The sequence below is a fragment of the Enterococcus asini ATCC 700915 genome, from assembly GCF_000407365.1.
Classification (GTDB): domain Bacteria; phylum Bacillota; class Bacilli; order Lactobacillales; family Enterococcaceae; genus Enterococcus_C; species Enterococcus_C asini.
Window position 1 is genome coordinate 413,553 of the sequence record NZ_ASVU01000001.1, and the last position, 26,450, is coordinate 440,002.

The 26,450-nt window shown below is 41.6% G+C and carries 27 protein-coding genes, 2 tRNA genes and 2 pseudogenes; 7 read left to right on the plus strand and 24 right to left on the minus strand.

Annotated features, from left to right (window positions below):
- Positions 1–214 precede the first annotated feature (214 nt).
- Positions 215–1,153: an aldo/keto reductase gene (locus I579_RS02020; protein ID WP_010752862.1), complete on the plus strand. Its 939-nt coding sequence runs from the start codon at positions 215–217 to the stop codon at positions 1,151–1,153.
- Between the two features lie 40 nt (positions 1,154–1,193).
- On the opposite strand, the gene I579_RS02025 is transcribed toward I579_RS02020, so the two are convergent.
- On the minus strand, positions 1,194–1,844 hold the full coding sequence (locus I579_RS02025) for a hypothetical protein (protein ID WP_010752861.1): 651 nt from the start codon (positions 1,842–1,844) through the stop codon (positions 1,194–1,196).
- A 115-nt stretch (positions 1,845–1,959) separates the two neighbouring features.
- Here I579_RS02025 and I579_RS02030 point away from each other — a divergent pair.
- Positions 1,960–2,033: transfer RNA gene (locus I579_RS02030), tRNA-Pro, on the plus strand.
- 291 nt (positions 2,034–2,324) lie between these two features.
- A complete protein-coding gene (locus I579_RS02035) occupies positions 2,325–3,194 on the plus strand; it encodes an AraC family transcriptional regulator (RefSeq protein WP_010752860.1) in 870 nt (289 codons plus the stop codon).
- Between the two features lie 60 nt (positions 3,195–3,254).
- Here I579_RS02035 and I579_RS12760 read toward each other — a convergent pair whose 3' ends face one another.
- Entirely contained in the window at positions 3,255–3,425 is a 171-nt protein-coding gene (locus tag I579_RS12760; RefSeq protein ID WP_010752859.1) for a hypothetical protein, read from the minus strand.
- 520 nt (positions 3,426–3,945) lie between these two features.
- Here I579_RS12760 and I579_RS02040 point away from each other — a divergent pair.
- On the plus strand, positions 3,946–4,821 hold the full coding sequence (locus tag I579_RS02040; protein WP_010752858.1) for a helix-turn-helix domain-containing protein: 876 nt from the start codon (positions 3,946–3,948) through the stop codon (positions 4,819–4,821).
- 3 nt (positions 4,822–4,824) lie between these two features.
- Positions 4,825–5,526 carry a deoxyribose-phosphate aldolase gene (gene deoC / locus I579_RS02045; RefSeq protein WP_010752857.1) on the plus strand — a complete coding sequence of 234 codons (702 nt, stop codon included), beginning with the start codon at positions 4,825–4,827 and terminating at the stop codon, positions 5,524–5,526.
- A gap of 73 nt (positions 5,527–5,599) precedes the next feature.
- Here deoC and I579_RS02050 read toward each other — a convergent pair whose 3' ends face one another.
- The 7 genes from I579_RS02050 to I579_RS02080 form a co-directional block, all read right to left on the minus strand.
- Positions 5,600–6,439, minus strand: a complete 840-nt coding sequence (locus tag I579_RS02050; protein WP_010752856.1) for a MetQ/NlpA family ABC transporter substrate-binding protein — start codon at positions 6,437–6,439, stop codon at positions 5,600–5,602.
- Positions 6,440–6,500: 61 nt separating this feature from the next.
- On the minus strand, positions 6,501–7,187 hold the full coding sequence (locus I579_RS02055) for a methionine ABC transporter permease (protein WP_010752855.1): 687 nt from the start codon (positions 7,185–7,187) through the stop codon (positions 6,501–6,503).
- Positions 7,180–8,214 (minus strand): methionine ABC transporter ATP-binding protein, encoded by a 1,035-nt coding sequence (locus I579_RS02060; protein WP_010752854.1) that lies wholly within the window; start codon positions 8,212–8,214, stop codon positions 7,180–7,182. The genes I579_RS02055 and I579_RS02060 overlap by 8 nt, the downstream gene beginning before the upstream one ends.
- Positions 8,215–8,715: 501 nt before the next feature.
- The gene (locus tag I579_RS02065) at positions 8,716–9,054 is read right to left on the minus strand and encodes a glycine cleavage system H family protein (RefSeq protein ID WP_010752853.1); all 339 of its coding nucleotides are present in this window, start codon (positions 9,052–9,054) and stop codon (positions 8,716–8,718) included.
- A 3-nt stretch (positions 9,055–9,057) separates the two neighbouring features.
- Complete coding sequence (locus I579_RS02070; protein ID WP_010752852.1) at positions 9,058–9,414, minus strand: arsenate reductase family protein; 357 nt, start codon at positions 9,412–9,414, stop codon at positions 9,058–9,060.
- 38 nt (positions 9,415–9,452) lie between these two features.
- Positions 9,453–10,646, minus strand: coding sequence for an FtsW/RodA/SpoVE family cell cycle protein (locus I579_RS02075; protein ID WP_010752851.1), 1,194 nt, complete (start codon positions 10,644–10,646; stop codon positions 9,453–9,455).
- A 178-nt stretch (positions 10,647–10,824) separates the two neighbouring features.
- On the minus strand, positions 10,825–11,061 hold the full coding sequence (locus I579_RS02080) for a hypothetical protein (protein WP_010752850.1): 237 nt from the start codon (positions 11,059–11,061) through the stop codon (positions 10,825–10,827).
- Positions 11,062–11,285: 224 nt separating this feature from the next.
- On the opposite strand from I579_RS02080, the gene I579_RS02085 reads away from it, so the two are divergent.
- Positions 11,286–11,358 (plus strand) — tRNA-Thr (locus I579_RS02085).
- Between the two features lie 68 nt (positions 11,359–11,426).
- Here I579_RS02085 and I579_RS02090 read toward each other — a convergent pair.
- From I579_RS02090 to I579_RS02140, 10 genes and pseudogenes are all read right to left on the minus strand, one after another.
- On the minus strand, positions 11,427–12,164 hold the full coding sequence (locus tag I579_RS02090; RefSeq protein WP_010752849.1) for an alpha/beta fold hydrolase: 738 nt from the start codon (positions 12,162–12,164) through the stop codon (positions 11,427–11,429).
- Between the two features lie 207 nt (positions 12,165–12,371).
- Positions 12,372–13,037 (minus strand): RpiB/LacA/LacB family sugar-phosphate isomerase, encoded by a 666-nt coding sequence (locus tag I579_RS02095; protein WP_010752848.1) that lies wholly within the window; start codon positions 13,035–13,037, stop codon positions 12,372–12,374.
- Between the two features lie 18 nt (positions 13,038–13,055).
- Positions 13,056–13,514 (minus strand): PTS sugar transporter subunit IIA, encoded by a 459-nt coding sequence (locus I579_RS02100; protein WP_010752847.1) that lies wholly within the window; start codon positions 13,512–13,514, stop codon positions 13,056–13,058.
- A gap of 13 nt (positions 13,515–13,527) precedes the next feature.
- Positions 13,528–14,061 carry a PTS sugar transporter subunit IIA gene (locus I579_RS02105; RefSeq protein WP_034810316.1) on the minus strand — a complete coding sequence of 178 codons (534 nt, stop codon included), beginning with the start codon at positions 14,059–14,061 and terminating at the stop codon, positions 13,528–13,530.
- 86 nt (positions 14,062–14,147) lie between these two features.
- Positions 14,148–15,289, minus strand: a protein-coding gene (locus I579_RS02110) for an IS3 family transposase (protein WP_129316744.1) whose coding sequence is annotated in 2 segments (ribosomal slippage) — positions 14,148–15,061 and positions 15,061–15,289 — 1,143 coding nt in all. Because the reading frame shifts where the segments join, the coding sequence is not laid out codon by codon here.
- A 65-nt stretch (positions 15,290–15,354) separates the two neighbouring features.
- On the minus strand, positions 15,355–16,851 hold the full coding sequence (locus I579_RS02120; RefSeq protein ID WP_010752843.1) for a BglG family transcription antiterminator: 1,497 nt from the start codon (positions 16,849–16,851) through the stop codon (positions 15,355–15,357).
- Positions 16,852–16,914: 63 nt separating this feature from the next.
- Positions 16,915–17,799, minus strand: a complete 885-nt coding sequence (locus tag I579_RS02125; RefSeq protein ID WP_010752842.1) for a class II fructose-bisphosphate aldolase — start codon at positions 17,797–17,799, stop codon at positions 16,915–16,917.
- Between the two features lie 16 nt (positions 17,800–17,815).
- Entirely contained in the window at positions 17,816–18,937 is a 1,122-nt protein-coding gene (locus I579_RS02130) for a PTS fructose transporter subunit IIC (protein WP_010752841.1), read from the minus strand.
- A 24-nt stretch (positions 18,938–18,961) separates the two neighbouring features.
- Complete coding sequence (locus I579_RS02135; RefSeq protein WP_010752840.1) at positions 18,962–19,276, minus strand: PTS fructose transporter subunit IIB; 315 nt, start codon at positions 19,274–19,276, stop codon at positions 18,962–18,964.
- A 143-nt stretch (positions 19,277–19,419) separates the two neighbouring features.
- Positions 19,420–20,460, minus strand: a pseudogene (locus I579_RS02140) (IS256 family transposase); the annotation flags it as partial.
- A gap of 95 nt (positions 20,461–20,555) precedes the next feature.
- On the opposite strand from I579_RS02140, the gene I579_RS02145 reads away from it, so the two are divergent.
- Positions 20,556–21,515 carry an IS30 family transposase gene (locus I579_RS02145; RefSeq protein ID WP_010752838.1) on the plus strand — a complete coding sequence of 320 codons (960 nt, stop codon included), beginning with the start codon at positions 20,556–20,558 and terminating at the stop codon, positions 21,513–21,515.
- A 2-nt stretch (positions 21,516–21,517) separates the two neighbouring features.
- Here the strand turns inward: I579_RS02145 and I579_RS12765 are convergent.
- The 5 genes and pseudogenes from I579_RS12765 to glyA all read right to left on the minus strand — a co-directional run.
- Positions 21,518–21,655, minus strand: a pseudogene (locus tag I579_RS12765) (IS256 family transposase); the annotation flags it as partial.
- A 269-nt stretch (positions 21,656–21,924) separates the two neighbouring features.
- Complete coding sequence (gene upp, locus I579_RS02155) at positions 21,925–22,554, minus strand: uracil phosphoribosyltransferase (protein WP_010752836.1); 630 nt, start codon at positions 22,552–22,554, stop codon at positions 21,925–21,927.
- Positions 22,555–22,646: 92 nt separating this feature from the next.
- Positions 22,647–24,284: a putative ABC transporter permease subunit gene (locus tag I579_RS02160; RefSeq protein ID WP_010752835.1), complete on the minus strand. Its 1,638-nt coding sequence runs from the start codon at positions 24,282–24,284 to the stop codon at positions 22,647–22,649.
- The gene (locus I579_RS02165; protein ID WP_010752834.1) at positions 24,277–25,041 is read right to left on the minus strand and encodes an ABC transporter ATP-binding protein; all 765 of its coding nucleotides are present in this window, start codon (positions 25,039–25,041) and stop codon (positions 24,277–24,279) included. The genes I579_RS02160 and I579_RS02165 overlap by 8 nt, the downstream gene beginning before the upstream one ends.
- Positions 25,042–25,191: 150 nt before the next feature.
- On the minus strand, positions 25,192–26,436 hold the full coding sequence (gene glyA, locus I579_RS02170) for a serine hydroxymethyltransferase (RefSeq protein WP_010752833.1): 1,245 nt from the start codon (positions 26,434–26,436) through the stop codon (positions 25,192–25,194).
- Between the last annotated feature and the right edge of the window lie 14 nt (positions 26,437–26,450).

Consider the following 26,450-nt stretch of genomic DNA (forward strand, 5'->3'; position numbering starts at 1 on the left):
CCACACATTGCTTACTCTTTCCATCACAGATTCTCGATATTACAAATAAACTTACTAGAATTCTTGAAAAAAGTCAAGGTATTTCCATTCACAAACTCCTTTTCAAAGACAAATCATTTGGGGCTCCCAGACGTTTTGTACTAGACTGAGAATGAAAGATTTATAAAAAATGATCCGTCTGCCACCTGCCGACAGATCACAAGGAGGTAGTAAAATGTCAGATGTACAAATCGGGAAATCACAAGTGTATGCCTCAACGCTAGGACTAGGAACCAATGCCGTGGGTGGTCACAATCTCTTTGCCAATCTGGAAGATGAACAAGGAAAGGCAGTCTTACGAGAAGCCTTGCGCAACGGCATCACCCTCTTGGATACAGCCTATGCCTATGGTCACGGTCGTTCCGAAGAGCTTATCGGTGAAGTCTTACAAGAACCAGAATTTGACCGAGCTCGGGTCATCCTTGCGACGAAAGCTGCCCATGTACCGGGACAGCCTGGGGTCATGGACAACTCTCCAGAATTTTTGCGTAACGCCGTGGAAGATGCCTTAGGTCGTTTGCAAACAGACTACATCGACATCTTTTACATCCATTTTCCTGACAATAAGACGCCGAAAAACGAAGCGGTAGCAGCTTTGGCTGAGCTAAAAGAAGCCGGTAAAATCCGTGCCATTGGTGTCTCCAACTTTTCCTTAGATCAAATCAAGGAAGCAAATGCCGAGGGACACCTAGACGTGGTCCAAGACAAGTACAGCCTGCTCCATCGCGAATCTGAAACAACTCTATTCCCTTATTTAGAAGCCAATGAGATCAGCTTTATTCCTTATTTCCCACTAGCTTCAGGCCTCTTAACCGGGAAATACACGGGCACTGAACAGTTTGAAAAAGAGGATCGACGCCTGAAGAATCCAGACTTCCAAGCTCCCCGCTTCCAAGAAATCACCGGGGCCGTCAATCAGTTAAAACCACTGGCTAAAGCCAATGACTGCACCGTTGCCCAACTGGTTTTGGCTTGGTACTTGAAGAGTCCTCACGTTGCAGCGGTCATCCCCGGGGCAAAACAAGCGGCCCAAGTCGCCGACAATGCCAAGGCCACGGATGTTCACTTAAGCCAAGCCGATTACCAAACCATTAGCGACTTGTTCCGCTTTTAATGAAAAAGGAGACTTCCTCAAGGGAAGCCTCCTTTTTTCATTAAAACAACATGCGCAACATGGCGATGACATAGCGAATCAAGCGATACAAGATAAAGAGAAAGAAGAGATTGCTCAATAAGAAGCCTACTGCATTACCGGCACTGGCTTTTAAATTACGCCACGTAAAGCGACGCAAAAAACGAGGCATATTAGAATAGCCACCGCGACTCAAGCGAAATTTCTCTTCATAGGTCAAATCCAACATATCATAATAAGTCATCTTTAAAGGCTCCTGAGCGAAAAAGCGCTTATCAAAGCCCACCATTAACGTGTATTGCTTGTTTTGAGAAGGCAAATTGCGCACCCCGGCTTTATTGATCCGCGCTACGGCCTTTTCCCCTTCATAAATGTGGTAACTATACTCATCTTCCACCACGGAACGAATCTGGGCTTCAGGTTGATTTTCTCCTAGCAATTGCTGATACACTTCAGGGAAGCGTTGGGCCTGCAATCCGTAATACACCCCGATTGCCACTAAAATCCCCATCAATAGTCCATTGAGTAAAAAATGTTCTCGGACAATGCCCGTGTACAAGGCGATGATTCCCGCTGCCACTAAGGCAATGGTAATGCGTTTGCGAAAATACTTCCGGTACATGATGCTCACCGTACGCTCATAATAGTCGAAATCCTCTTTCGGAAAAGCCATAGCAACCTCCTAAAAAGCTTCTTTTGTCGTATTATACCCTTTTAGCTCCCCCCGAGTCTTCTCAAAAAGTGCTTTTATTTGAAAAAAAGGCTCGTCAGTCCTATATTTTATGTAACGGGAAGTAGCTCAGCTTGGTAGAGCACTTGCTTCGGGAGTAAGGGGTCGTCGGTTCAAATCCGGTCTTCCCGATTGACCAAAAACGTCTATCTTTGGGTAGACGTTTTTTCTGTTGTTGTCTATTCTAGTTCTTTAGTTAACTTTCTTTCCGATTAATGGGGCTTTGATTCATCAAAAAATAGAAAAGACACAAGCAACCACTAGCACAATATTGAAATAGGTTGCACTTTTATGATTCGCTAGACGCTTACAATAAAAATCCCTTTAAAATCTCATTAATAATCTAGGAAGCAAGATTTTTCCCTTTCATTTTTCGTTCCTTAATCGTATACTTGCACTATCTTGATGAAAGGGGCCTGACCGATGGCTTATTGGGAAACCGCAGATCATTCTTGGACGCCAGACTCCAGTCGTTTTTTTAACACACCTTCGCAAAAAAATCGCGATCTTTTTTATGTCTATCAGGAAATGGGGCATTTTAAAGCCCTAAAACCTTACTATACCGAACGCTCTGGCCTCTCCTCTTACTTGATTAAATTCACTTTATCAGGGAAAGGTAGCTTGACCTATCAGGAACGCACAGAGCAGATTACCCCAGGCGATGTCTTTTTCATCGACTGTCGCAACTATCAATACTACAAAACCGTCAGCGAAGAACCTTGGGAGATGGACTGGATTCACATAAGTGGGGGTCAAACTAAGGCCTTTTACGAAGAATTCGTCCGCACAGGCACCAGTGTCTTTCATACCCAAGGAGATCCTTGGCAAAATCCGCTGCACATGATTATGACCAAGTTGTTGTACTTGCAAGACAAACAAACTACTAAGACCGATTTCGAGAGCTCAGTTTTGATTCATGAGCTACTCAATGAATTATTGATTCAGAAGTATCAGCTTAACTTTCAAGACCAAGATATTCCCGCCTACATCTTGGAGATGAAAGATTACATCATTGACCATTTGCAAGAGCCGATTACCTTAGAGCTATTGGAACACAAATTCCACTTGAATCGGTATCAATTAAACAAAGAGTTTTCCCGCTACATTGGGATGCCCCCCATTGAATACCAGATTCATCAGCGGATTTCCAAAGCGAAGGATCTCTTGCGCTACTCCGATCTTTCCATCCAAGAAGTCGCCACCAATGTCGGATTGGAAAACTTTTCTTACTTCAGCCGGCTCTTCAAAAAGAAAACCGGCCTCGCACCTAGCACTTTCCGCAAAATTGGGTAACCAAAAAACGCCAACTTTAACAGTCGGCGTTTTTTTATTGGCAATTTTTGTTGCCAGCTGTTATTTTTCCCAGCCGCGAAAGCCCACACAGATCAATAAGGCCACCACAATCGGAATGATAAAACTACGATTAGACGCCCCATGGCCCGTGATACTGTTTAACACCAATCCCCCGATACCCCCCACTAAAATAATGGCCAAAAGTATCTTTCCCCGTTTACTAAATTTCACATCCGCTCCTTCTTTCTTTGTAAAACGCTTTTTTTATAAGTAAAGCATAGCAAAACAAGCAGTAAAATACTAGCCGATAAAAAAAGCCAAGGACAAAATCGTCCTTGGCCACAGCTTCCTTCTTGGCGGTACAAGATACGAAGCACTTAAAAAATTGGATTTGCCTGCTTCTCCTGTGAAAAGGCAATGGAGGTATTCACGAAAGAATCTAGGGGAAGATTTCCAGGAAAATGGCGAAGCAGTCAATCCACAGTGTCTACAAAATCGTTATTTTTGAGAGTTTGGCCCGTCACTTTTACCTGCCAGTGAACCAGATGGTCAAACTCAATAGGATAAAACGAAACATGGTCAAAACCTCCTCTATTTGGATAGCTTCATTATAAAGGACTTCTTAGCAAAAGATGCAAAACTTATACTTTACGAAACTTTTTCCCGCGTTTTCGACAATCAGGTTTGCGCTTTCAAGAAAGACTGTTTTATACTGAAACCACAGATTTCTGACAAATCAGGAGGCGATGCCATGCACTGGAACTATGGAAGTACCTTCAAAAAAATACGCAAAAGCAAAGGCTTGACCCAAAAAGCGGTGATTGGCGAAAACCTCTCTCCCGCTACCCTTTCCAAACTGGAAAACGATCGGCTGACCCCGTCTTTAGAGACCTTCCAGTATTTATTGGAACAAATCGGCATGGACTACGACGAATTCGAGTACATTTCCAATGCCTATTCCTTAAACGAGAAAAAAGAAATCGTCAAAGAATACTTTCAAATCGCCTCAAACAGTGAATTGCCCGCGATTTATGCCTTAAAAGCCAAGTGTGAAAAATACCTTCGCTCCAGAAACGATCGCTACGTGGAACAAATCCTCAGCATTTTGACTTCGTATTTGGCATTGGCTGGGGGTCCGGGGACGATTACCCCTTTAAGCAAAAGCATGCTAAATGAAGTCTGGCGAGACTTGGAACAGCTAGATGAATGGTACGCCGATGATTTGCGCATGTTAAACGGAGTCTTATACTACTTGCCCTTAGAAACCGTAGAAGCCTTGTACCCCAAACTCTTGAAAAACTTGGAAAAATACCAAGACTACATGAATATCGAATCCTTAAAAATCGCCTTGCTCTTAAATTTAGCGACTTTGTTTTTGGAAAATCACAAATTAACTCAGTGCAATGAAGCTAGTCTAATGGCCGAACGCTGGGCCAAAACCGCCCATCGCTATGATTTTGTAGCCGTGTGCAAAGTCCGTCAAGGCATCTGCCAACAAGACGAAGCCCTTTTTACCCAAGGCATGACCATCCTGGCCGCCATTGAAGAAGACGCTCTGGCTAGTGAGATGCAAAAAGAAATCGACTACTACCTATCCCCGGTGCAATCACCTTTAAAGGAGGAATAAAAATTGACCCGCTATTCATTAACACAACTAGCCAATCTGATTGATCACACCAATTTACATCCAGAGGCTACCGGTGCAGATATCACCGCCTTGTGCCAAGAAGCTTGCGACCATGGCTTTAAAATGGTAGCAATCAACCAAGTGCAAACCACCCTTTGCCACCAACTATTAAAAGAAACCCCAGTCCACGTAGGTGCTGCCATTAGCTTTCCCTTAGGCCAAACCAGCATCGCCGCCAAAGTCTTTGAAACAAAAGACGCGCTAGCACAAGGAGCCGATGAGATTGATTACGTGGTCAACTTGACCAAGGTCAAAGAACACGATTGGTCATATGTAGAAGAAGAAATGCATGCTTTGGTCACTTTGTGTCGGCAAGAAGGGGCATTGAGCAAAGTCATCTTTGAAAATGGTTATCTCACAGAGGAAGAGAAAATCGCCCTGTGTCAAATCGCCAAAAAGGTACAGCCGGACTTCATTAAAACCGCCACTGGCTTTGGACCTAGTGGCGCTACCTTAGCCGATGTCCACTTAATGAAAGAAGCTGTGGGTCTAACGGTCCAGGTCAAAGCCGCCGGTGGGATTCGCACCGCTGAAGCATTTAAACAGTTTGTAGCCGCGGGGGCTACTCGCATAGGGACTAGTTCCGGGATCACCATTATGCAAGAACTCGCCGCCGAGGCCTCCGATGGCTACGTGGAAATCTAAAAAAACCGTTCCCTCCATCACCGCAGTGACAGAGGGAACGGTTTTCCTGTTAGCTGATTACTTTTTATAAAAATTATTCTGCGTCGACGATTTTCACGGCACCGCTCCATTTTTCATCGACGAATTTTTTCACTTCGTCGCTGTGCAGAGCTTTCACCAAGGCTTTAATATTTTCCTTGTCTTCATCCCCAGCCCGTACTGCAATGATGTTCGCATAAGGAGAATTGTCCGCTTCAAGCAACAAAGCGTCGTCTTCTGGGATCATCCCCGCGCTTAAAATAAAGTTGGCATTGATGGCTACCAGTGCATCTCCTTCATTTTCATAGGTAGGAACTAAGACGCCAGGATCGATGTCGTGTTTAAATTCCAATTTTTTCGGATTTTCTGCAATATCATCAAAAGTAGCCGTCGTTTTTTCCACGCCTTCTTTCAACTTGATCAAGCCCGCGTCTTCCAAAATAGTCAAAATTCGGCCCCAGTCAGAAGCTGAGTTTGAAGTAATGACTTGCGTGCCTTCTTTGATATCATCAACACTCTTGATGTTTTTAGAGTAAATGCCCATTGGCTCAATGTGAATCGCCCCGGCATTGGCAAAGTCATAGCCGTATTCTTCCACTTGTTTGTCAAAGTAAGGAATGTGCTGGAAGTAATTGGCATCTAGTTCTTTTTCCGCTAAAGCTTTGTTTGGCAAGACGTAATCGGTGAAAGTCTTGACCTCCAAAGTAATCCCTTCTTTTTCTAGAACTGGTTTTGCGGCTTCCAAAATCTCCGCATGCGGGCTTGGTGAAGCCCCGACAACCAAAGTGCTGCTTTCTTTAGCAGAGCTATCTGCTGTGTCCTTGCCTCCGCCACATGCGGCCAGGCCTGCTGTTACCAATAAAAGTGTTGCTGCTAGTCCAAAAATTTTCTTCATTTCCTTAACCCCCTATTATTTTCCTATCCAAAACCGCAATCCCTTGCAGTAAAGACCTAATTTAGCGTTTGTCCAATTTGTTGGTCAAAAAGTCGCCTAACCCTTGAATGATAAAGACGATGATCAAAATAATGATCGTGGCCATTAACGTCACCGTTTGATTGTTCAGCTGGAAGCCTTCAGACCAAGCTAGTGAGCCCAGCCCCCCGGCACCGATTGCCCCGGCCATAGCAGTAAAGCCCACCATGGATACCGCGGTTACGGTAAAGCCGGAAACCAATGCTGGTAAACTTTCCGGAATCAAAACTTTGTAGATAATCTGCCACGTGGTAGCACCCATGGCATTGGCCGCTTCAATCACCCCACCGGAGATTTCCCGCAGTGCGATTTCCACCATCCGGGCGTAAAAAGGCGCCGCGGATAAAATCAATGCCGGTAAAGCCGCCACCGGTTCAATAATCGTTCCGGTAATCGCTTTGGTAAAAGGCATGATCAAGACCATCAAAATCATAAATGGCGTGGAGCGAAAGACATTACTGATCACGGAGACCACATTGTATAACACTCGATAGGCAGCACTTTTCTTTCGACCCAAAGTGTAGAGCAACAAGCCCAGCAAGAAGCCCAAAATCAAAACGGCGATTAGTGAAAAGCCGGTCATGTATAGGGTATCAACGGTCGCTTCTTTCATGCGTTGCCAGTTGACCCGTTCAAAATTCAAATATGTTTCTGAAAAGCTCTTATCCACGTTTGATTACCTCCACTCCAACTTTTTGGGCGATAAAGAATTTCGTCGTTTCTTCAATAGCAGCCGGTTTACCTGTAATCATCACCGTCAATGCCCCAAAAGCCGCGTCTTTCGTCGTTTGAACTTTCCCGGAAACCACATTGATGTCCACATCAAACTGGCGAATCGCCTGGGAAATGATAGGCTCATTGGCATTGTCTTCCGCAAAGCTCAAGGTCATAAAGGTTCCCTGAGGATTGGCTTCGATAAATTCACTTAAGACTTCCCGCAAGTCTTCTTCCGGATTCAAGTCTTGTTGGACGAAACGCTTAGTGACCGCCTGTTGGGGATGCCGGAAGACTTCTGCCACCGTGCCTTCTTCCACTACACGACCTTGTTCCATCACCGCTACTTTATTGGCGATTTTACGGATCACATTCATCTCGTGGGTAATTAATACGATTGTTAAATTAAGCTTTTGATTAATCGCTAGTAATAGTTCCAAGACTTCATCGGTAGTTTGTGGGTCTAAGGCACTAGTCGCTTCATCACAAAGCAATAACTTCGGATCATTGGCTAGCGCCCGGGCAATGCCCACACGCTGTTTTTGGCCCCCAGAAAGTTGAGATGGATAGGCGTCTTCTCTGCCTTGTAAGCCCACTAATTCGATTAATTCTGCGGCTTTTTGTTGCCGTTGCGCTTTTTTCACTCCGGCAAGCTCCAAAGGCAATTGGATGTTTTCCGCCACCGTGCGAGACCATAAAAGGTTGAAATGCTGGAAAATCATGCCGATGTTCTTACGGAAATCCCGCAATTCTTTGGCTTTTAAGCTCTCCACATTTTCCCCGTCTACCACTACTGAGCCGGAAGTCGCGATTTCCAAGCCATTTAATAGCCGAACCAAGGTACTCTTACCGGCACCGGAATACCCCACGATACCGTAAATGTCCCCTTTTTCCACCGTCAAAGACACTTCTTTGACTGCTTGTAAGGACTGTTTTTTCACCAGAAAGGTCTTACTAACCTGGTTTAATTCAATCAATGCCATTTTACTGCCTCTTTTCTCTAAATTAACGGACACAAAAAGGGCCCGTCCCCGTGTGAATCTATCACACAAAGGACGAGGCCCCATAGACTTCGTGTTACCACCTTTTTTCGCCATAACCTCACGATTATAACCTCCAGCGGTACTTGCCCCTAATCAAAACTGCTCGGGCGCATACCTGGACGCTGTAACGGGCGTTCCCGTATTAAGCTTGCCACGGCTCACTTAATCTGCTCAAAGACCATCTTCCATCTCTTCAATCGCTACCTCGTTTCAGCTAAGGAGGCTCTCTGTCAAACGAATCGGACATGTACTCTTCTTTTCAAAGCGTTCATTGCTATCTTATTGGAAATGATTATAGTAAGCACGCTCCTTGGTGTCAATCGAAAACTTTCTGAAAAATAGGACTTTTATATTTGAGGAAAACAAAAAGTCGCGAGCTCCTCCATAATTGGGGCAGCTCGCGACTCATTTTTTCCTGACTAGTAAGACCGTAAAGACGGCTTATAACGCTTCGAAATCCTCAGGAGCAACTTCTTTAAAGGATACCAACCAAGCAGTCATTTCGTCTTCATGATTTAAAACGGCGATGTCTTCAGTGATTTTTTCATTTACAGAAGAAATCACACCGGTTAGTGGTGCAGGATATTCTTGCACGGCTTTTTCCGCTTCTACTTCTACTAAAGGTTCGCCGGCCTTAAAAGCTTTGCCGACTGCTGGTAAGTTGGCAAAGGTTACTTCTCCCAATTCTTCTTGGGCCGCTTTCGTCAAGCCCACTACGTATTCCTTCCCGTTGAACAAGATCCACAAATTATCCTTGGTTTTTAAGCATTTTTTTTCCATGATTTATTCAAATACTCCTTCATAATCGGTTTCTTTAAAGCCCACCGCCACTACTTGATCGTCGTAAACTAAAAGCGGGCGTTTGATTAACATTCCATCTGAAGACAATAAAACACTTGCTTCTTCAATTGTCAAGTGGGGAACTTGGTCTTTCAGTCCCAACTCTCGGTATTTCATGCCACTGGTATTGAAGAAACGGCGCACAGGCAAGTCACTTGCTTCAATCCAATGCGCGATTTGTTTGGCATCAGGAGGCGTTTGGATCATATCATAGGTTTCAAACGCAACCTGATGAGCTTCCAGCCAGGCCTTAGCCTTCTTACAAGTGCTACATTTTGGGTACCAGTATAAGGTGTACAATAAAATCCCTTCTTTCATCAAACATCAAAGAAATACGCCTACGCTTTTGTTGCGCCGGCTTGATAAGGCATGGACAGGATCAGCCCAATCCCAATCATATTAGACAAGATGGAAGACCCCCCTTGACTGATAAAGGGTAGCGGAATCCCCGTTAACGGCAAGAGGCCGATGTTTGCTCCGATATTTTCAAAAACGTGGAAGAGCAACATCATGATGATCCCTGAAGAAATATACGTATAAAATTCATTATTCGTGTCATAACAAACCTTGATCATTTGGTAAATCAACAAGAAATACAACAAAATCACAAAGGCACTGCCAATAAAGCCAAAGTTTTCCCCGATAACGGTGAAAATCATATCCGACTCCCGCACCGGTACGTAGACATCAGACACATTGAAGCCCTTGCCCACCATTTGACCGGAGCCAATGGCCATCATCCCATAAGCTTGTTGCATGGAGTCTCCTTGAATATCATGGAAAGGATCGAGCCACGAGTCGATTCGCTTAAACTGGTATTCCTGGAAGCCAATATGGGTCAAAATATCGCGCCCGGTATCGGTCATGACTAAAAACAAGACCCCACCGGCTAAGATCACCATAATCGCTAGAGCGGGAATGATAATGCGCCAGGAAATTCCCGACATCAGAAAGACTCCACCGAAAATCGCCAGGAAGACCAACATGGTCCCGAAGTCCTTTTGGGCCAAAACCAGACCGACAACTGGTAACGTCACCGCTAGCATTTTGCCGATTAATTCCCAATCCGTGGTCAAGGTACGATTTTTGTGCTTCACATTATGGGAAGTCACTACCAAAGCCAACATCATAATAAACGCAATTTTCATTAATTCCGCCGGCTGGAAGGTCAGATTCCCCGTAATTCGGAACCAGTTCCGGGAACCTGTAGAAGCCGCTAAGGACTTATCGTAAAATTTCAGCAACGCCAGCATAACCGCCAAGCCTAGCCCATAGATATACGGCGTCAAGCGCCAAAGCCACTTGGACTTCATTTGCATGATCAACACGATGGCCACAGTCCCTAGTGCGTACCACAGGCCTTGCATTAGCAACCCTCGAAGCACAGACGGATTATTGGGGTCATGACTTAAAGCGGTGTACAGGGAGGTCATCCCCACCAAACACAATAAAAAAACTGGCAGAATCACACCGTAATCGATCCGATTGCTACTCAGATATTGACTATTTCTCTGGGAGATTCTTTTCTCCATACTTTCACTCTTTTCTGTAAAGTTACACTCATTCACTCATTATAGTGGGTTTGCTTCAGAAAAGAAAGTCCGGTCCCAAGCAATCCATTAAAATCTTAAGAAACACCTTCTGAGCATACAAAAACAGCCTTGATCAAAACGACCAAGGACTGCCTAGAAAATTTATTTAAGATGACTTTTACAGTTTTTGAAGCTTTTTATAATTGATGATTAATACCCCATTGTATTGAACCATCAAACTTTGATTTTCAGGAGTCTCATCTAGTTCAACGACAGCTGAATTTTGCAATTGCTTAGTGATCGTACCGGTTTGAGGTTTACCAAAGACTAAGAACTTCACATGGGTTTCCGGCTTAAACTTCTGACCGATATCCGACGGGACGATTGTTGCATCAAACTTTCCAAATGTAGCCAAAGTAAATAACCCCCTTCATATTTTCAATTATAGCACACTTTGTGAAAATTTTCAGGAGTTTGGTTTCAAAAATAATAATCCCTTAAGAAAAAAAGGCTCTCTTTATTTTTTCCCGGACGAGCTTAACCGGACAAATCAACCGGTCAAAGCACTTGTGATTTTTGCTTCTTTTGTAGATTCCACTTTACAAAAGCCAATCTTTTCTCTATAATCTTATTCGTTAGGCCGGCTTAGCTCAGTTGGTAGAGCAACGCACTCGTAACGCGTAGGTCGTAGGTTCAAGTCCTATAGCCGGCATAAAGAAAACCTCCCAAACTCTTTTAAATCAGAGTTTGGGAGGTTTTTTGTATCTTGTTAGTGCCAAACTAAAGCAACTGCTGGCCAAAAGAAGCTGCGACTTCTTCCATAGTCGCCACTTGCACCAAATGGTGGGCATCTTCTTTGGCAAAGGTCAGACGTTGCTCCGGATGTTTGTCCACGAAAGCCGCGACTTCTTCAAAAGGAATCTTTTCATCTTGACGACCGTGCCAAAAGTACAAAGGTCGCTTTTCCAATGTTTCAGGGTGTCGACTCAAGTCATAATCCTCTACCCAAGAAAGCAAGTGAACAAAATCCTTAGGCAATTTCACTCCTTCTTTGGCTCCCCGGCGCAACATGTAGTCCCGATATTTCACCGGACTAGGTGTCCCCATTACACAAGCTGCGGCGGTGATCTCTGGGTGCTGGGTCAAAAGCGCACACGTGGTCATGCCTCCCATAGAAACACCCCCCACTCCGATTTTATCCGTTACCAAATTCAGTTTGCGAAAATAATCCAGCAAATACTCAAACTCAAAAAGATTGCTGTAAATGCTGCTCCAAAAAGTCTGAGAAATAATGGGAGAGACCGGTCGCAGGCGCTCCCCGTGATTGTCCGCATCGGGCAAAATCACCCGCATTCCCTTAGCCGCTAATTTCCGTCCTTGGGTCAAAACCAATTCTTTGCGCGTTTGCCAACCGTGGTAGTACACCACTAAAGGCACCGCTTCATAAACCAAGTCTTCTGGCACCACTTCTAATACTGGAATAGCACCGATTTGACGCTTCCGTACCGTTAATTTCATGGAGAACTCCCTCCTCATATCACTATATTATCATTGGATAACATTTTTTTCGATTTTGATATAAAATAATTCCAATTTGCTATATAAACAAAAAAAGCTCTGAGAGAGCAAAAAACTGGTCTGCCCTCAGAACTTTCTAAAATTTTCCTATCAAATTGTTACGTTTAGTTATGCGCCATTCTTAGAAGTTAGCGCTAGTTATATTTCTTACATTAATTTTTCAACAAATTTTTTAATTTCAGTGTCTTGGCAACCCTCACTAAAACAATTAATGAATGAAGGTGTTAAACACTCCTTTATGAACTCCTGGTTTAATGACTTTAATCCTTCTAAAAGAGGTTTTGATAAACTCTTTTTAAATGAGTTAAGTAATTCGGCATTCTTATTTTGTGACTCTTTGCGTTCTGCAGGATACCCCATCCCTTTTGGTGAAGCAAAAGCATTATTAAAAATCGTTTTTAAATTTAATTCTGCTCCCCATCCAAAGCCTTTAGCGTATGGGAGTGAGAGCGCATTTCCGTTATTAATTTGCAAAAATAGATACGCATCTGTCGGATCCACACAGTACCCACAAACTACACCAGGATATGCGTTCAATGACATTAAAGCTCCTTGTCCTGTTCCACACCCCGTCACAACAAAATCCACAGCCTTAGAATTCAATAATAAAGCAGCTTGTATTCCCAAATGCAAATATGTTAGTCGAGGGTTATCCAGCGTATAAGCATCAGGGGTATCCTGATTTAGTAACGGTTTTTTCATACCAGCATTATAAACTTTGTGTCCCAATGATTCAGCGACTTCGGATAATGCATCAAAAATAATATCATTTTTTGGCGCCTGACTAAATTCATTCAATAAAGCTATTTTCATATTTATTTTCCCATCTTTCTATGCTAAATAATTTTTAAATTCTTCTATTGTTTTAGATTGCTTTAATTTTTCAATTATCTCATCATCTGCCAATTTTGTTGCTAATTGTGATAACAACTTCAAGTGTAGATTTGCTCCCTCTTTTCCATTGGGAACTGCAAATAGAAAAAATAGCCTTGAAGGTTGATTGTCATAAGACTCCCATTCGATAAGCTCCTTAGTTCTCCCAATCGCCACGCAAGCTTCCGTTACATCAGCTGATTTTCCATGAGGAATTGCAACATTGTTTCCCATTCCTGTAATTCCTTCTTTTTCTCGTAGATATACATCATTGGTAAATCCCTCTATGCTCTTAATATGACCTGCATTATACATCATGCTCACAAGTGACTGAATCACTTCATCTTTATTCTTTGCATGTAACGTAAGATTGATTAATTCATCCTCTAAAATACTCTTTATTTGTACTGCTTCCATAATTATCACCTCGTTATTTGAATAGAAATTGAAAACTGTCTATAGCAGATTTTTGATTGCTAAATTCTTTTAATAGCTCTTCACTTTCAGTAAAACGAATTAAATCAATATAAAAGTCTTTCAGTCGCTTTATGTTTGCTTGGCTGTTCATCTTTACAGCTAACAAAAAAATTATTCTCACGTTTTCTCCTGGTGTCCATTCTATTGGTCTTTTCAGAGTTGCTACACAAATTCTCGCTTCATTAACTTCATCCATACTTCCATGAGGAATTGCAATGCCGTCTCCAATACATGTAGATGTTTTTTCCTCTCGTTCCCATAACGTATCAAAAAAGTAAGGGGTTACAATTCCGTTTTCTTCCAATTTAGTAACCATGTATTTAACTATCATTTCTTTATTTTTAAGATCCAAATCAATAAAGAAAAATTTAGGATCAAACAGCGGTTGTATTGTTTTTGGATTTGAGTCAATACCTCGGACACGATTTGTGAGAATTTTTTCGAGATTCCAGCGGGTTAGTATCTCATCGTTTCGACCAGCCGTCAAACCAAAACCGTTTGACCGCTGATCGAAGCGATGAAGTTGAAGCCCTGTGGAAATCTCGCAAAAAAAATGTAGGTGGTAGCTAGGAACTAAGCTTGCAATGCCAACTCTTCCATCTGATTTGGTGTTAAATAATTAATACTACTATGGATTCGCTTGCGATTGTAAAATCCTTCAATGTATTGAAATAACGCTAAATGAGCAGCTTCAAAGTTTTCATACGCTTTTGATGGATAGACTTCTTCTTTTTTGAGTGAGGCGTGAAACGATTCGATACCGGCATTGTCATACGGACAGCCTTTACGACTAAAGGAGTGCCGAATGTTCAATTCTTTCAACTTTGCCTCATAGGCTTCGCTAGTGTACTGAGAACCCAAGTCTGAGTGGATGATCAAGTTCTCGGAGGGCGTGTGGTTTAAGAGCGCATGGTCAAGGGTTTCGATAACCAGTTCTTTCGTCATCTGCTTGCCAAACTTCCAACCGATGATTTTCTTTGTGTGAAGATCTTGGATGGTGGAAAGATAGGTCCAGCCATCTTTTAGGGTATGAATATAGGTAATGTCTGTCACCCATTTTTGATTGATCGACGTAGTGGTAAAATCTTGGTTTAACAGGTTTTTACGTCCTTCACTTTTAACTTTTGCTTGTTTGCCAGGCTTGTACTTCTTGAGGGTGATTGAACGCAAGCCTAATTTTCTCATCAGTATTTGTACTTTCTTTAGGGACAAGGTCTCGCCACGGCCAACAAGAATCTTATGAATTTTGGGCGCACCATAGATACCCTTGTTTTCAAAGTAGATTCCTGAAATCAAGCGGTTTAAGCGTTTGTTTTCTGATTGGCGCTTGGAAGGCTTCTTTTTCTTCCAGTCATAGTAGCTGGATTTCGGTGCTTCCAAAACGGTACACATTTGTTTTACGTCATGATCATGAACATTTGATTGAATAAATTCGAAGACATCACTCATTTTTACTTTTGAGCGAATATGGTTAAAGCCTTTTTTAGGATAGTGTTTTCCTCCTGCATGCGGGCCATTTCCTTTTTCATTGCTAGGATTTCTGCCTTAGTCATGCCGGTTGCTTCATTCTTTGTATAAAGCTTCTTCCAACGATAAATCGTTTGTGTAGCGATACCATATTGCGCTGCCAGTTCCTCGACCGATTGGCCAGACTGGTTTAAATCTAAGATCATCTTCTTAAAGTCTTCATCAAATTTTTTCTTGGCTTTTGCCATCGTGGACACGTCCTTTTCTTAGTAGTTAGATTCTACCAAATCGTGTCCATGAAATCATCCTAACATCATTTTGTAAAATAGAACTCTGTAGTAGTTTGTTGAGCTTCATCATCAATTGACTGACTGATTAAATTGAAGTCAGCCCTTGTAGGGATGGGGGAAATTGGTATAACATTGCTAGATGGAACTCCCGTATTTGACAAAACTACTTTCACATCATCTGGAACTGGTCTATTAAAATTATTTTCACGAATAATTTCAATTTCACTAATTGCCGGAATATTCTTTTTTATTAATTCTGCAACAAAAAAACTTTGCGAGCGACCTAGATTAGAACACAATATTGCTTTTACAGTTTTCTTCCGTCTCATTAATGCCGCTTCTACATATAGAACTATGAAGCTAATTTCGTCCTCAGTTATTTGAATATCAAAATATTGTTCAAATAATTGCGAGGTTGACCACACACTCAAAAATGCATCTGAATATTCCGATTTCAATTGTTTACTCATAGTGTTAGCATTTTTCTGACCAAATCTCATTCTAAAGATTGCTGATTTTAAATGCTCCTTCAAGTCATTAGCTAAGATCTGATCATCTCTTAGATCAACTCCCAAAACATCAGAAATTGAGATTATCAGATGATTAATAAAGTCTGTTAATTTATTGTTCTCGGCACCAACATTTGAATCCAATTCAAAATCCCATGTCAATTTGCTTGCACCAATGATTAACATTGCAAGTAGTCTCGTATCTCTTTCCTGAAATCCCCTATAACCATTTTCGCTGAGCAATTGATAAATAGATTCAGAAAAATTGTACTCATTATAACTTTCAATCCCTTTATAATCATCGGGAACACCCTCATCCGATTTACCATTTCTCCCCCTATATATGGATAAACAGATCATAATCCAGATTTTATTAAATGAGCTCCGGCTAAATTGAATTTTCCAATTCTTTTCAACCTGTTTAATTATTTTTTTTACTTTTTCAACATCTAGACCTGGACACAATACTAACAAAGATTTACCCACATTTTTATTATTTGCCAGAACTAAGTCAATAATTCCAATTCTCTTAGCATATTCGCTTCCATTCATCCTCATACCTTTTCGTTGAACTATTTCTAGTTCAATATTATGAGAAACGCACCACCTTTTTACTTCGGATAATTCATTTCTCAAAGTTGGAATACTTAAAAAGAGTTTTTTTGATAACCATCCTTGAGTAACGAAACTATCTTTAGGAAGTGTCAACAAATAAATTAAAATCTTTTCCGTTACTCTTTCATTTTCAGTAATCAAGGTTTCATTAGTATATAGGAAATTATCTAGTTCATTTTTGCTGTCTTCAAAAACAATGATTGAAATTCCTTTCCCGGGTTCCTTTCTAATCTCGCCTATTTTGTTTTGTTTTAAAAAAGTATCAATTTTGTCTAATCTTCCACGTACAGTTTTTTCAGATAGTTCGGTGATTTCTGCAATTTTTCTTACCGTAGTTGGTGATTTCTTTATTAAATACTTGAGGATAGACTTTTCTTGCAATTCCTCTTTTTTCAAAAAAGCACCTCCTATAAAAGTTATTTACAGAGTGCTTACTAGCACTCTGTAAATAACAATATATCACTCATTACCAGTATAAGGAACTTCACCAAATATATAACGATCGTTTGACCCAATTGTTTTAATATAACTTTTTACAAATTTTTTAATTCCTTCTTCTGTTGCCATACAAAGATGCATATAGTCCATGTGAGGATCTTTTTCTAACTCCTCTACAATAGTCTTTTTTGCAATACCAAATGCATCTGTAGCAACATTAATTTTATTAATTCCTAATTTGACTGCTTTTTTTAGATTCTCTTCTCCTGCTCCCGATCCTCCATGGAGAACAAGGGGCATTTTAAGCTTTTCTTTCAACTCTTTCAATCGATCAAAGTCCAATTTAGGAATTTTCCCTTTCGGATATTGTCCATGCGCAGTTCCAATTGCTACAGCTAAGGCATCGACACCTGTGTATTCCACAAATTCTTTTGCTACTTCTGGATCTGTGTATAAATCGAAATTATTATCATCTTCATCAATTGCTTGACCTACGTGACCAAGTTCAGCTTCTACGGAGCAACCTACTCCGTGGGCTAGGTTACAGATCATTTCAGTTTTGGACAGGTTTTCCTCGTAAGGTAAACTCGAGCCATCAAACATAACGTTTGTAAACCCAGAGTTAATACAATCAGTGATAACTGAAAAGTCCATTCCATGATCCAGATTTAAAGCGATTGGCACATGAACTCTTTCGGCAAGTTCCTTAATAAGAGGTAGCATTTCTTCTTTATGTGCATGATTTTTCATTTGACCTGGTCCAAACTGGATAATGATTGGGGAATTCATTTCTGCTGCTGCCATAATTCCACCACGTGCCATCTCTATATTGACACTATTCATCGCCATAACCCCATAATTGTGTTTATTGGCATCATCCAATATTGTTTTCATATTAACTAACATAATTAATTCTCCTCTTCTACTCAACATTTATATCAAAATCAAAGGACTCCAAATCTATTTCTTCATCTTCTTCATTTTGCTCAGTGATAGTCTCAGGTTTTTTCAATACTGCATACACAATTCCCGTGATAAATGATCCAATCGTTAATGCAATTAAAAACCAAATAGGGTTAGTCATCATAGGGACAACAAAAATCCCTCCGTGTGCTGCCGGACATTCCACACCCATACCAACAGCAATAGCACCTGCTGTTGCTGAACCAAGTACAGAGCTAACGATAAATCTTAATGGGTCAGCAGCTGCAAATGGCAGAACTCCCTCAGTAATAAAACACAATCCCATCGGAAGTGCAGCTTTTCCTGTTTCAACTTCTGTTTGTGAAAATTTCTTTTTTGCTAATACTGTAGCAATGAAAGCACCGATTGGAGGAGTCATGCCACCAATAATTTTTGCAGCCATTGGACCATTAACACCATCCGCACCTAATGCATTAGCTGCCAGAGAGGCCGTTTTATTTATTGGTCCTCCCAAATCAAATCCCATGCAACCGCCAATTACTCCTCCAATAATTGATTTCGCTCCCCCATTTAATGAAATAATCCATAATTGAAACTTATCCATAATGAAGGCTAGTGGTGGAGATAGAACCATTAAAAATAGCATACCAGCCAACAAAGTACACAATACAGGAATGATTAGTACTGGCATTAATCCTTGAAAAGATTTAGGTAGGTTCCATTTTTTTATCTGATTAACTAAATATCCAATAATAAAAGCAACCAATAGACCTCCTATGAAGCCAGCTTTTGTCTCTGTAGCTACATAACCTAAAATTAGTCCTGGAACAATAGCAGGTCTTCCAGCAATTGAATATGCCGTCCCTGCGGTCATAACTGCAACGGCAAACGACATAGCATATGAGCTAATTTTATTAACTCCCCACCAAAAACCAGTCCAAGTGAATGGATCCATATTAGTAAAGGGGGTAACCCCCGGTTCTACTAAATCTCCAATATCAAACCCGCCAAATCCTTTCGCAAGTGCTCCTAAAATCCCTCCTGCAACAATAATAGGTATCATATAAGAAATTCCTGTTAGCACGTGCTTCTTTATCTCTATCTTTTTCTTTGTTTTCATTTTCGGCACCTCCAATCATATTAATTAAACAGTCGTAGTCAACTTTTGATGGATTTTTTTAATAATCCCATCTGCAGATTTCATGACTAAGCTAATTGGAATCTCAATCACTGGTTTCCCCTTAAAACGGTCTTTACTAACTCCGATATCTGTTGCTAAGATCACAATATCCGCATTAGCAATATCTTCAGTTGTCAATTCATTTTCGACACCAATGGACCCTTGCGTTTCAATTTTTACTTCATCACCAAACTTAATTGCTGCCTTTTCTAACTTTTCCTTTGCAATGTAAGTATGTGCGATCCCCGCGGTGCACGCAGTAATTCCAATAATCTTCATTTTCTTTCCTCTTTTCTTCTTTTTTTTACATATTCATCATATCAAGTATGCGCTTACAATATTGCTAAAATATCGGTAACAATCCTACGGTAGGTAGCGTCAAGAATTATGTGTAAATGGAAAATCCATTCCGTTAATTACAGTTAAATCATTGACTCTAATGTATCCTGAATTTCTTTAAATCCTTTGTGAATCCTGCCTAAAAATTTTTGGTTATATTGATTAAATTGCGACACTAAAAATCTTTCTAAAGAGTCTTCATTTGGAAATTGTTCTTTTCTTCGAGTATACCGTTTTAATTGTTTATTAAATCCTTCGATTAAGTTCGTTGAATAGATGGTTCGTCTGATAGTGGGAGGAAAATTATAAAATGTGACTATGGCAGGATTCAAGAGCAGATTGACAACTCTTGGATACTGCTTTCCCCATTTTTTGACCATAAAGTCCACTTGAGCCAATGCCTCTTCTTTAGACGTTGCTTGGTAAACCGCTTTGAACTCCTCACAAATTTCTTTTCGATCTCGAATACGCACTTTATGTGCGATATTTCTAGATACATGTACACAGCATTGTTGAAATTGTGCATTCGGATACACACTATGGATACTTTCTTCGATACCACTTAAACCATCGGTTACCACTAATAAAACCTCTTCTAACCCACGGTTTTTAAGATCTTGAAGAACCTCTTTCCAAATATACGCGGATTCTGTTGGGGCGATAGTGAACCCAAGAACTTCTTTGGTTCCATCCAATCGGATACCAATCGTAATGTACACGGCTTCTTTTGAAACGGTTTGTCTCTTCAAAGGAATATGTGTCGCATCCATAAAGATAACGGAATAACTGGCTTCTAACGTTCTTTCTTTAAATGCTAAAACGTCTTCAGACACGAGTTTACTCATGTTGGAGATCGTTTGTGGCGTATAGTGATGCCCATACATTTTTTCAATTAATTCGGAAATTTCAGCCATCGTAATGCCTTTTTGAAATAATTGGATAACGGTCGTTTCTAACGAATCATTGGTTCTCTTATATGCTGGGAGTGTTTGTTGAGAAAATTCGCCATTCCGATCTCTAGGAATAGTTAAATTTAGCTCTCCATATTCTGTTTTAAATGTACGTGAATAATTCCCGTTACGGGAATTTCCTGAATTGAATCCATTTCGATCATATTTTTCGTAGCGCCGATTGTAAAATTAAGCTAGACAGTTGAAAAAAGCCATTTGTGCTACACTCAAAATAGTTCCGTCGAAAGAATTATAAGGAGTGAGCACAAATGGCCTACACCCATCTTACACCAGACGAACTCGTATTGATAGAGTCTTATTTCCATATACACCAACCCGCTTCCAAAGTCGCGGGACTTCTAAAACGCTCTCGACAAACGATCTACAATGTCTATCACGCATTGGAACAGGGAAAGAATGCGCTGGATTACTATAAACAATACAAGCAAAACAAATCCCGCTGCGGCAGACGCCCCATTGTCTTGCCTGATGATCAAACAAGATACATTCAAAAGATGGTCAATCAAGGGTGGCCACCAGATGTGCTCATCGGTCGTGGCGAGAAAATAATTGATTGCTCGGCGCGCACTTTGTATCGGAAGTTCAAAAACAATGAGTTCAATATTTTGGATTTGCCAATGAAAGGGAAGCGTAAACCCAATGGACACCAAGAGAAACGTGGTAAGCAAGCTTACAAAAGAACGATTCACGAAAGAAACGCCCGCTATCAGAATTTCGATGAAGAATTCGGTCACCTTGAAGGTGACACAATTGTTGGAGTGAAGCACAAAAGTGCTGTGATTACGCTAGTGGAGCGCCTATCCAAAGCAATCATTACCTTAAAACCCGCTGGTAGACAGGCAAAAGACATTGAACTTACATTGAATCATTGGTTTCAAACTTTTCCACCACACCTTTTCAAGACCATCACTTTTGATTGTGGCAAAGAGTTTTCCAACTGGAAATCGATCAGCAATACTAATGATATCGAGATCTTTTTTGCTGATCCCGGAACTCCTTCCCAACGCGGGCTGAACGAACATTCAAACGGGTTGCTTCGTAAAGATGGGCTTCCTAAGTCAATGGACTTCAGAGAAGTCCCCGAATCATTCATTCAGAGTGTCGCTTCTAAAAGAAACCATATTCCCAGAAAATCACTGCATTACAAGACACCATTGGAAGTATTTTTGAGTCATGTGCGTCAGGACGATTTGTCTAGCTTAATTTGACATTTGAGATAGTCTAAAAAAGCAGTTAGCTCTGCTTGTAGAAGTGAATTAATCGCTCGTTCTAAATGATCCCGAAATAATTCATCTAAATCGCCTTTATTGAGTAGTGTTTGCATAATTTCTGTAGTAAAATTAGTCATGAGAAAGTCCTCCTATAAAATTTCGGTGTCGTAACTTTAATTTTACAGAATGGACTTTCTCTTTTTCTACCCTAAATTTCTATTTACACAAAATATTTTACGCTATCCTACGGTACTTTTTTGCTTTTAAATCTACAAAAACTTTAGAACTAACTAGCACAAGTAGAATCATATTAAAAGTATTCAAAACAAAAAAGTATGATTAAACATTGCAACTTACACAAGTTTAATCATACTTTTTTATTAATTAAATAAAAACAATAATTTTTCTATTTTGTTCCAAACAAGCGGTCGCCGGCATCCCCGAGACCTGGTTCGATATACCCGTGGTCATTTAGACGTTCGTCTAAAGCAGCGGTGTAAATATCAATGTCGGGATGAGCTTCTTGTAAAGCTTTAACCCCTTCTGGTGCCGCCACTAGACAGACAAATTTGATGTTTGATGCGCCCCGTTGTTTCAAAGAATCGATAGCCATAATCGCAGAACCCCCTGTAGCCAACATTGGATCGACTACAAACAACTGACGAGCAGCGATGTCTTCTGGCATTTTGAAGAAGTATTCGTGAGGTTCTAAGGTTTCTTCATCCCGAAATAAGCCGATATGACCGACTTTTGCCGCCGGAATCAATTCTAAAATACCGTCTACCATGCCAATGCCGGCACGTAAAATCGGTACGATGGCAACTTTTTTACCTGATAAAGTTTTTTGCACCGTTTTTTCGATTGGTGTTTCGATTTCGATATCTTCTAAAGGCATGTCCCGTGATACTTCATAAGCCATGAGCATGGCGATTTCGTTGACCACCTCGCGAAAGACTTTCGTACCCGTATTTTTATCCCGGATAATGGTTAGTTTGTGTTGGATCAATGGATGATCAATGACTTGGAATTTTCCCATGAGTAGGCTCCTTTAGTTTTTTCTATATTGTAATGCAAGATGGCCATTCCGACAACTCCCGGATAAAAAGCCGGAAAATTCTTTAACAGCTTCTAATTTTTCTGAGCTTTCTTGCCTAATGCAATCCGTCTGCGCCAATCCAAAGTATCCAATTTATTCCAAAACTGGGTCTTAAAATAAAGAATCACGCCAGTGCCAATCAGTAAAACGCCCCCGATTACCAAAGGATTCAAAGGCGCAAAGGCAAAGGCTCCGACTCCTAAAGCATAGACTGTAATCAAAATCGCCCCGATAAACATTCCTCCGAAAAGGGCAAAAGCAAATAATAAAGAGCCACCGCCCCGACCGAATAATTGAGTGACATTGGTCCAACTGGTTAGCAACAAGCGATAATCCCGGGCAAAGAAGTACAGACTAAAGATCAGACTACCGAACAGTCCTCCCAAAAGCCCTGCGCCAATTAAAAGGGGCACCGGTACGATAACCAGCCCTACTGCAATCACCATTAGGCTGACTAAGATTGCTTGAATCAACCAACCTAAAAGAAATTTTTGCTTTAAATAGGCTTTCTTTTCAATCGGTAGACTCGTAATAAACTCGTAGTTCGGTCCATCCAACGAAATCAAATTGGCCACAAAGGAATTTTGGTTCGTCATCAGGTACGCCAAGAAGATTCCGACAACAAAAGCCACTCCCACGTATTTCCCCGACAAACCTGTGAGCGTGCCCCGGAAATTAAAGCCCATGGATATCAGTAAAATTACCGGCATCAAAACTGAAGAAGAAAGAACTTGCATCAATAAATTAGGCTCTTTTAAAAGTTGGAGATTGTAACTACGCAACTGTTGATGCAAATTGCGATTGTGCTTACTCCTACGCCGAGTGACTTGATTGGCAGCAGTAATTTCGGTTAATTGCTCATACAACTTAGGCAAAAAGCCATTTTTAATCACCAAGGTCAACAGGACAAAGACCCCTAACAAAACCAGCCAGCCAAGGGCCCCTAAACCGGTTAGTGGTTGTTTTAGCGCCCAATAGGTCGGTAGAAAAATAGGCAAAGTGTTGCGGTCCGTCATTTGGGAAAAGTCGGTATCGTTCATGGAACCTTGGAGCAGCAAGACCCCTGCCACGGCGCCCACTGTGGAGAGTGTCATTAAGGCCGTAATGGCAACTTTTTTGTGTTGCTGAAAGACTTTCGTACGAGTTAAGCCTAGCACGATTAAAGCCCCCACAAACAACAGAGTTCCTGTCAGTAGTAAAAAGGCCAGAAAGCCGAGCAACAGAGCCAAGGGCCAGAAAATCTGCGACTGCAACCCTGTAAGGACAAACAAAGCTAACAAAGGCAAACAATAGGGGACTACATTTAGCATCACTACCAAAATCTTCGAGGTGAAAATCTCTCCTTGAGTAAAGGGTAGTGGCAAGTATGCCGGTAAGTCCCGGCTTTCAAAGAAGATATTGTAAATCACCGAAATCCCCTGGGCAATCGCCAAAATCGCAAACAGCCCTAGATACATGGTGAAAAAACCAGGCATCTTGCTAAAATTCACCGTAGCCATCATGCCCCCGTACAAAACTAGAAAAAGGACTGCCACTAAGAGAAATTGACCAATCAAGTAGCGATTCATTTTTTTCTGGCTGTAGCCTTTTTTACGGGCTTTATCCGTCATTTGCGGGGAAGCGTAACGTAGGGATACGGACACCAACTGCCAGAGCTTTGTTTTATTCATGACCCGATCCCTCCAAGTCGCTAACCACCTGAGCGTCTGTCTTACGGCCGGCCATTTTCAAGTAAATGGACTCTAGAGACTCCCCTGGAGATGCCGCCAATAAATCGTCCATGGTACCGTTATAAATCAGTTCCCCGGCTTTTAAAATAGCTACTTCATCACACAGCTGTTGGGCCGTATCTAGCACGTGAGTGGAAAAAATCACCGTCTTGCCTCTTGCTGCATGTTTTTTCATCATTTCCTTTAAGTCAAAGGAAGCTTGGGGATCAAGGCCAGTCATGGGCTCATCTAAAACCCAAATATCCGGATCGGGCAAGAGGGCCCCGATTAAAATCGCTTTTTGCCGCATCCCGTGGGAAAAACTGCTTAACGTTTCTTCTTGATGACTTAGCATGTCAAACAATGTCCCTAGCTCTTCTAACCGACGATTTTTGTCTTCTTGGCTCATCTCATACGCCGCCGCCAACAAGTCCCAATACTCCCCGGCAGTTAAGGCTAAAAACATATCCGGCGTATCCGGCACGTAGCCGATGCTTTTTTTGATAGCAAAACGATTTTCCGTCAAGGGTAGCCCTTCCACTGTAATCGAACCACTCGTCGGCTCAATCACACTGACCAGACTTTTAATCGTCGTGGATTTACCGGCCCCATTATGACCTAAAAAGCCAAAAATTTCTCCGGTTTTAATGGTCAAATTCAGATCATTTAGCGCTGTTTTATTCCCGTATTTTTTTGTCAGATGTTGAAACTCAATCATTGCTACTTCCCCCTTTTTCATAAACCCTTTTCGCTTTATACCAACTGTTCTTTTCCTAGCAAAAAAGCCCACGAAACGTGAGCTTTTCTCTTATGCTATAGTGTACTCCAATTCAAAATAATCGTCTATCCCTTGGAGTATAACTATTTTTTATAATTCAGGATACAGCGGATATTTGTCCACTAAGGCTTTTACCCCTTGCACTACTTCTGCTAAGCTTGCTTCATTTTCATGTTCTCGCAATGCTTTAACCACCAGTTTTGCCACTTCCACCGCATCATCTTCGGTAAAGCCACGACTGGTAATCGCCGGTGTCCCAATACGAATGCCACTGGTTTTAAAAGGACTCAAGGTTTCAAAAGGAATCGAATTCTTATTCGCCGTGATATTAACGGAGTCGAGAATCGCTTCTGCTTCTTTCCCATTTAACTCAAAACCGCGCACGTCAATCAACAACAAATGGTTGTCCGTTGCCCCTGATACAAGTCGCGCTTCCGGTGCTTGATTGAAGACTCTGGCCATAGCCTGAGCGTTCTGGATCACATTTTCAGCGTATTCTTTAAAGCTTGGATCCAAAGCTTCCTTAAAGCTGACAGCTTTGGCCGCAATTACATGCTCCAAAGGTCCCCCTTGAATACCTGGGAAGACAGCGGAATTAATCTTTTTCGCCAAGTCTTCATCATTGGTCAAAACCATGCCCCCACGAGGTCCTCGCAAAGTTTTGTGAGTAGTGGTGGTCGTGATATCTGCGTATGGTACCGGAGACGGATGCAAGCCGGCTGCCACTAGCCCGGCAATATGAGCCATATCTACCATTAACTTAGCCCCTACTTCATCGGCAATTTCACGGAATTTCGCGAAATCAATCGTCCGAGAATAGGCACTAGCTCCAGCAACGATTAGTTTTGGTTGGTGCTTACGAGCCAAGATCCGCACCACATTGTAGTCGATCACTTCGGTAGCAGGATCCACTCCATAGCTGACAAAGTTATAGGTTTTTCCGGAGAAGTTCACCGGTGAACCATGGGTCAAATGTCCCCCAGCCGACAAATCCATCCCCAAAACCGTATCGCCGGCTTCAATCAATGCTAGGTACGCCGCGGTATTGGCTTGGGAGCCGGAATGTGGCTGTACATTGACATACTTTGCGCCAAATAATTCCTTGGCCCGATCGATGGCTAGATTTTCGACGATATCGATAAATTCACAGCCACCATAATAGCGGCGCCCGGGATAGCCTTCTGCATATTTGTTGGTCAACACACTGCCTTGCGCAGCCATGACCCCTTCTGAAACGATGTTTTCGGAGGCAATCAGCTCCAAGTTATTGCGTTGGCGGTTTAACTCTTGATCCACAGCTTGCCACAAATCTGGATCGAAATCACGGTAAGTCATGCAAAAAAACACCC

What these genes read in the sequence shown, in the direction of transcription:
- I579_RS02125 (WP_010752842.1), bottom strand. Translation starts at nt 17,799, where the DNA reads ATGTTAGTTAATATGAAAACAATATTGGATGATGCCAATAAACACAAT.
- I579_RS02075 (WP_010752851.1), bottom strand. Translation starts at nt 10,646, where the DNA reads ATGGAGAAAAGAATCTCCCAGAGAAATAGTCAATATCTGAGTAGCAAT.
- glyA (WP_010752833.1), bottom strand. Translation starts at nt 26,436, where the DNA reads ATGACTTACCGTGATTTCGATCCAGATTTGTGGCAAGCTGTGGATCAA.
- I579_RS02135 (WP_010752840.1), bottom strand. Translation starts at nt 19,276, where the DNA reads ATGAAGATTATTGGAATTACTGCGTGCACCGCGGGGATCGCACATACT.
- I579_RS02160 (WP_010752835.1), bottom strand. Translation starts at nt 24,284, where the DNA reads ATGAATAAAACAAAGCTCTGGCAGTTGGTGTCCGTATCCCTACGTTAC.
- I579_RS02025 (WP_010752861.1), bottom strand. Translation starts at nt 1,844, where the DNA reads ATGGCTTTTCCGAAAGAGGATTTCGACTATTATGAGCGTACGGTGAGC.
- upp (WP_010752836.1), bottom strand. Translation starts at nt 22,554, where the DNA reads ATGGGAAAATTCCAAGTCATTGATCATCCATTGATCCAACACAAACTA.
- I579_RS02090 (WP_010752849.1), bottom strand. Translation starts at nt 12,164, where the DNA reads ATGAAATTAACGGTACGGAAGCGTCAAATCGGTGCTATTCCAGTATTA.
- I579_RS02065 (WP_010752853.1), bottom strand. Translation starts at nt 9,054, where the DNA reads ATGGAAAAAAAATGCTTAAAAACCAAGGATAATTTGTGGATCTTGTTC.
- I579_RS02095 (WP_010752848.1), bottom strand. Translation starts at nt 13,037, where the DNA reads ATGAAAATAGCTTTATTGAATGAATTTAGTCAGGCGCCAAAAAATGAT.
- I579_RS02145 (WP_010752838.1), top strand. Translation starts at nt 20,556, where the DNA reads ATGGCCTACACCCATCTTACACCAGACGAACTCGTATTGATAGAGTCT.
- I579_RS02130 (WP_010752841.1), bottom strand. Translation starts at nt 18,937, where the DNA reads ATGAAAACAAAGAAAAAGATAGAGATAAAGAAGCACGTGCTAACAGGA.
- I579_RS02060 (WP_010752854.1), bottom strand. Translation starts at nt 8,214, where the DNA reads ATGGCATTGATTGAATTAAACCAGGTTAGTAAGACCTTTCTGGTGAAA.
- I579_RS02020 (WP_010752862.1), top strand. Translation starts at nt 215, where the DNA reads ATGTCAGATGTACAAATCGGGAAATCACAAGTGTATGCCTCAACGCTA.
- I579_RS02040 (WP_010752858.1), top strand. Translation starts at nt 3,946, where the DNA reads ATGCACTGGAACTATGGAAGTACCTTCAAAAAAATACGCAAAAGCAAA.
- I579_RS02165 (WP_010752834.1), bottom strand. Translation starts at nt 25,041, where the DNA reads ATGATTGAGTTTCAACATCTGACAAAAAAATACGGGAATAAAACAGCG.
- I579_RS02050 (WP_010752856.1), bottom strand. Translation starts at nt 6,439, where the DNA reads ATGAAGAAAATTTTTGGACTAGCAGCAACACTTTTATTGGTAACAGCA.
- I579_RS02035 (WP_010752860.1), top strand. Translation starts at nt 2,325, where the DNA reads ATGGCTTATTGGGAAACCGCAGATCATTCTTGGACGCCAGACTCCAGT.
- I579_RS02100 (WP_010752847.1), bottom strand. Translation starts at nt 13,514, where the DNA reads ATGGAAGCAGTACAAATAAAGAGTATTTTAGAGGATGAATTAATCAAT.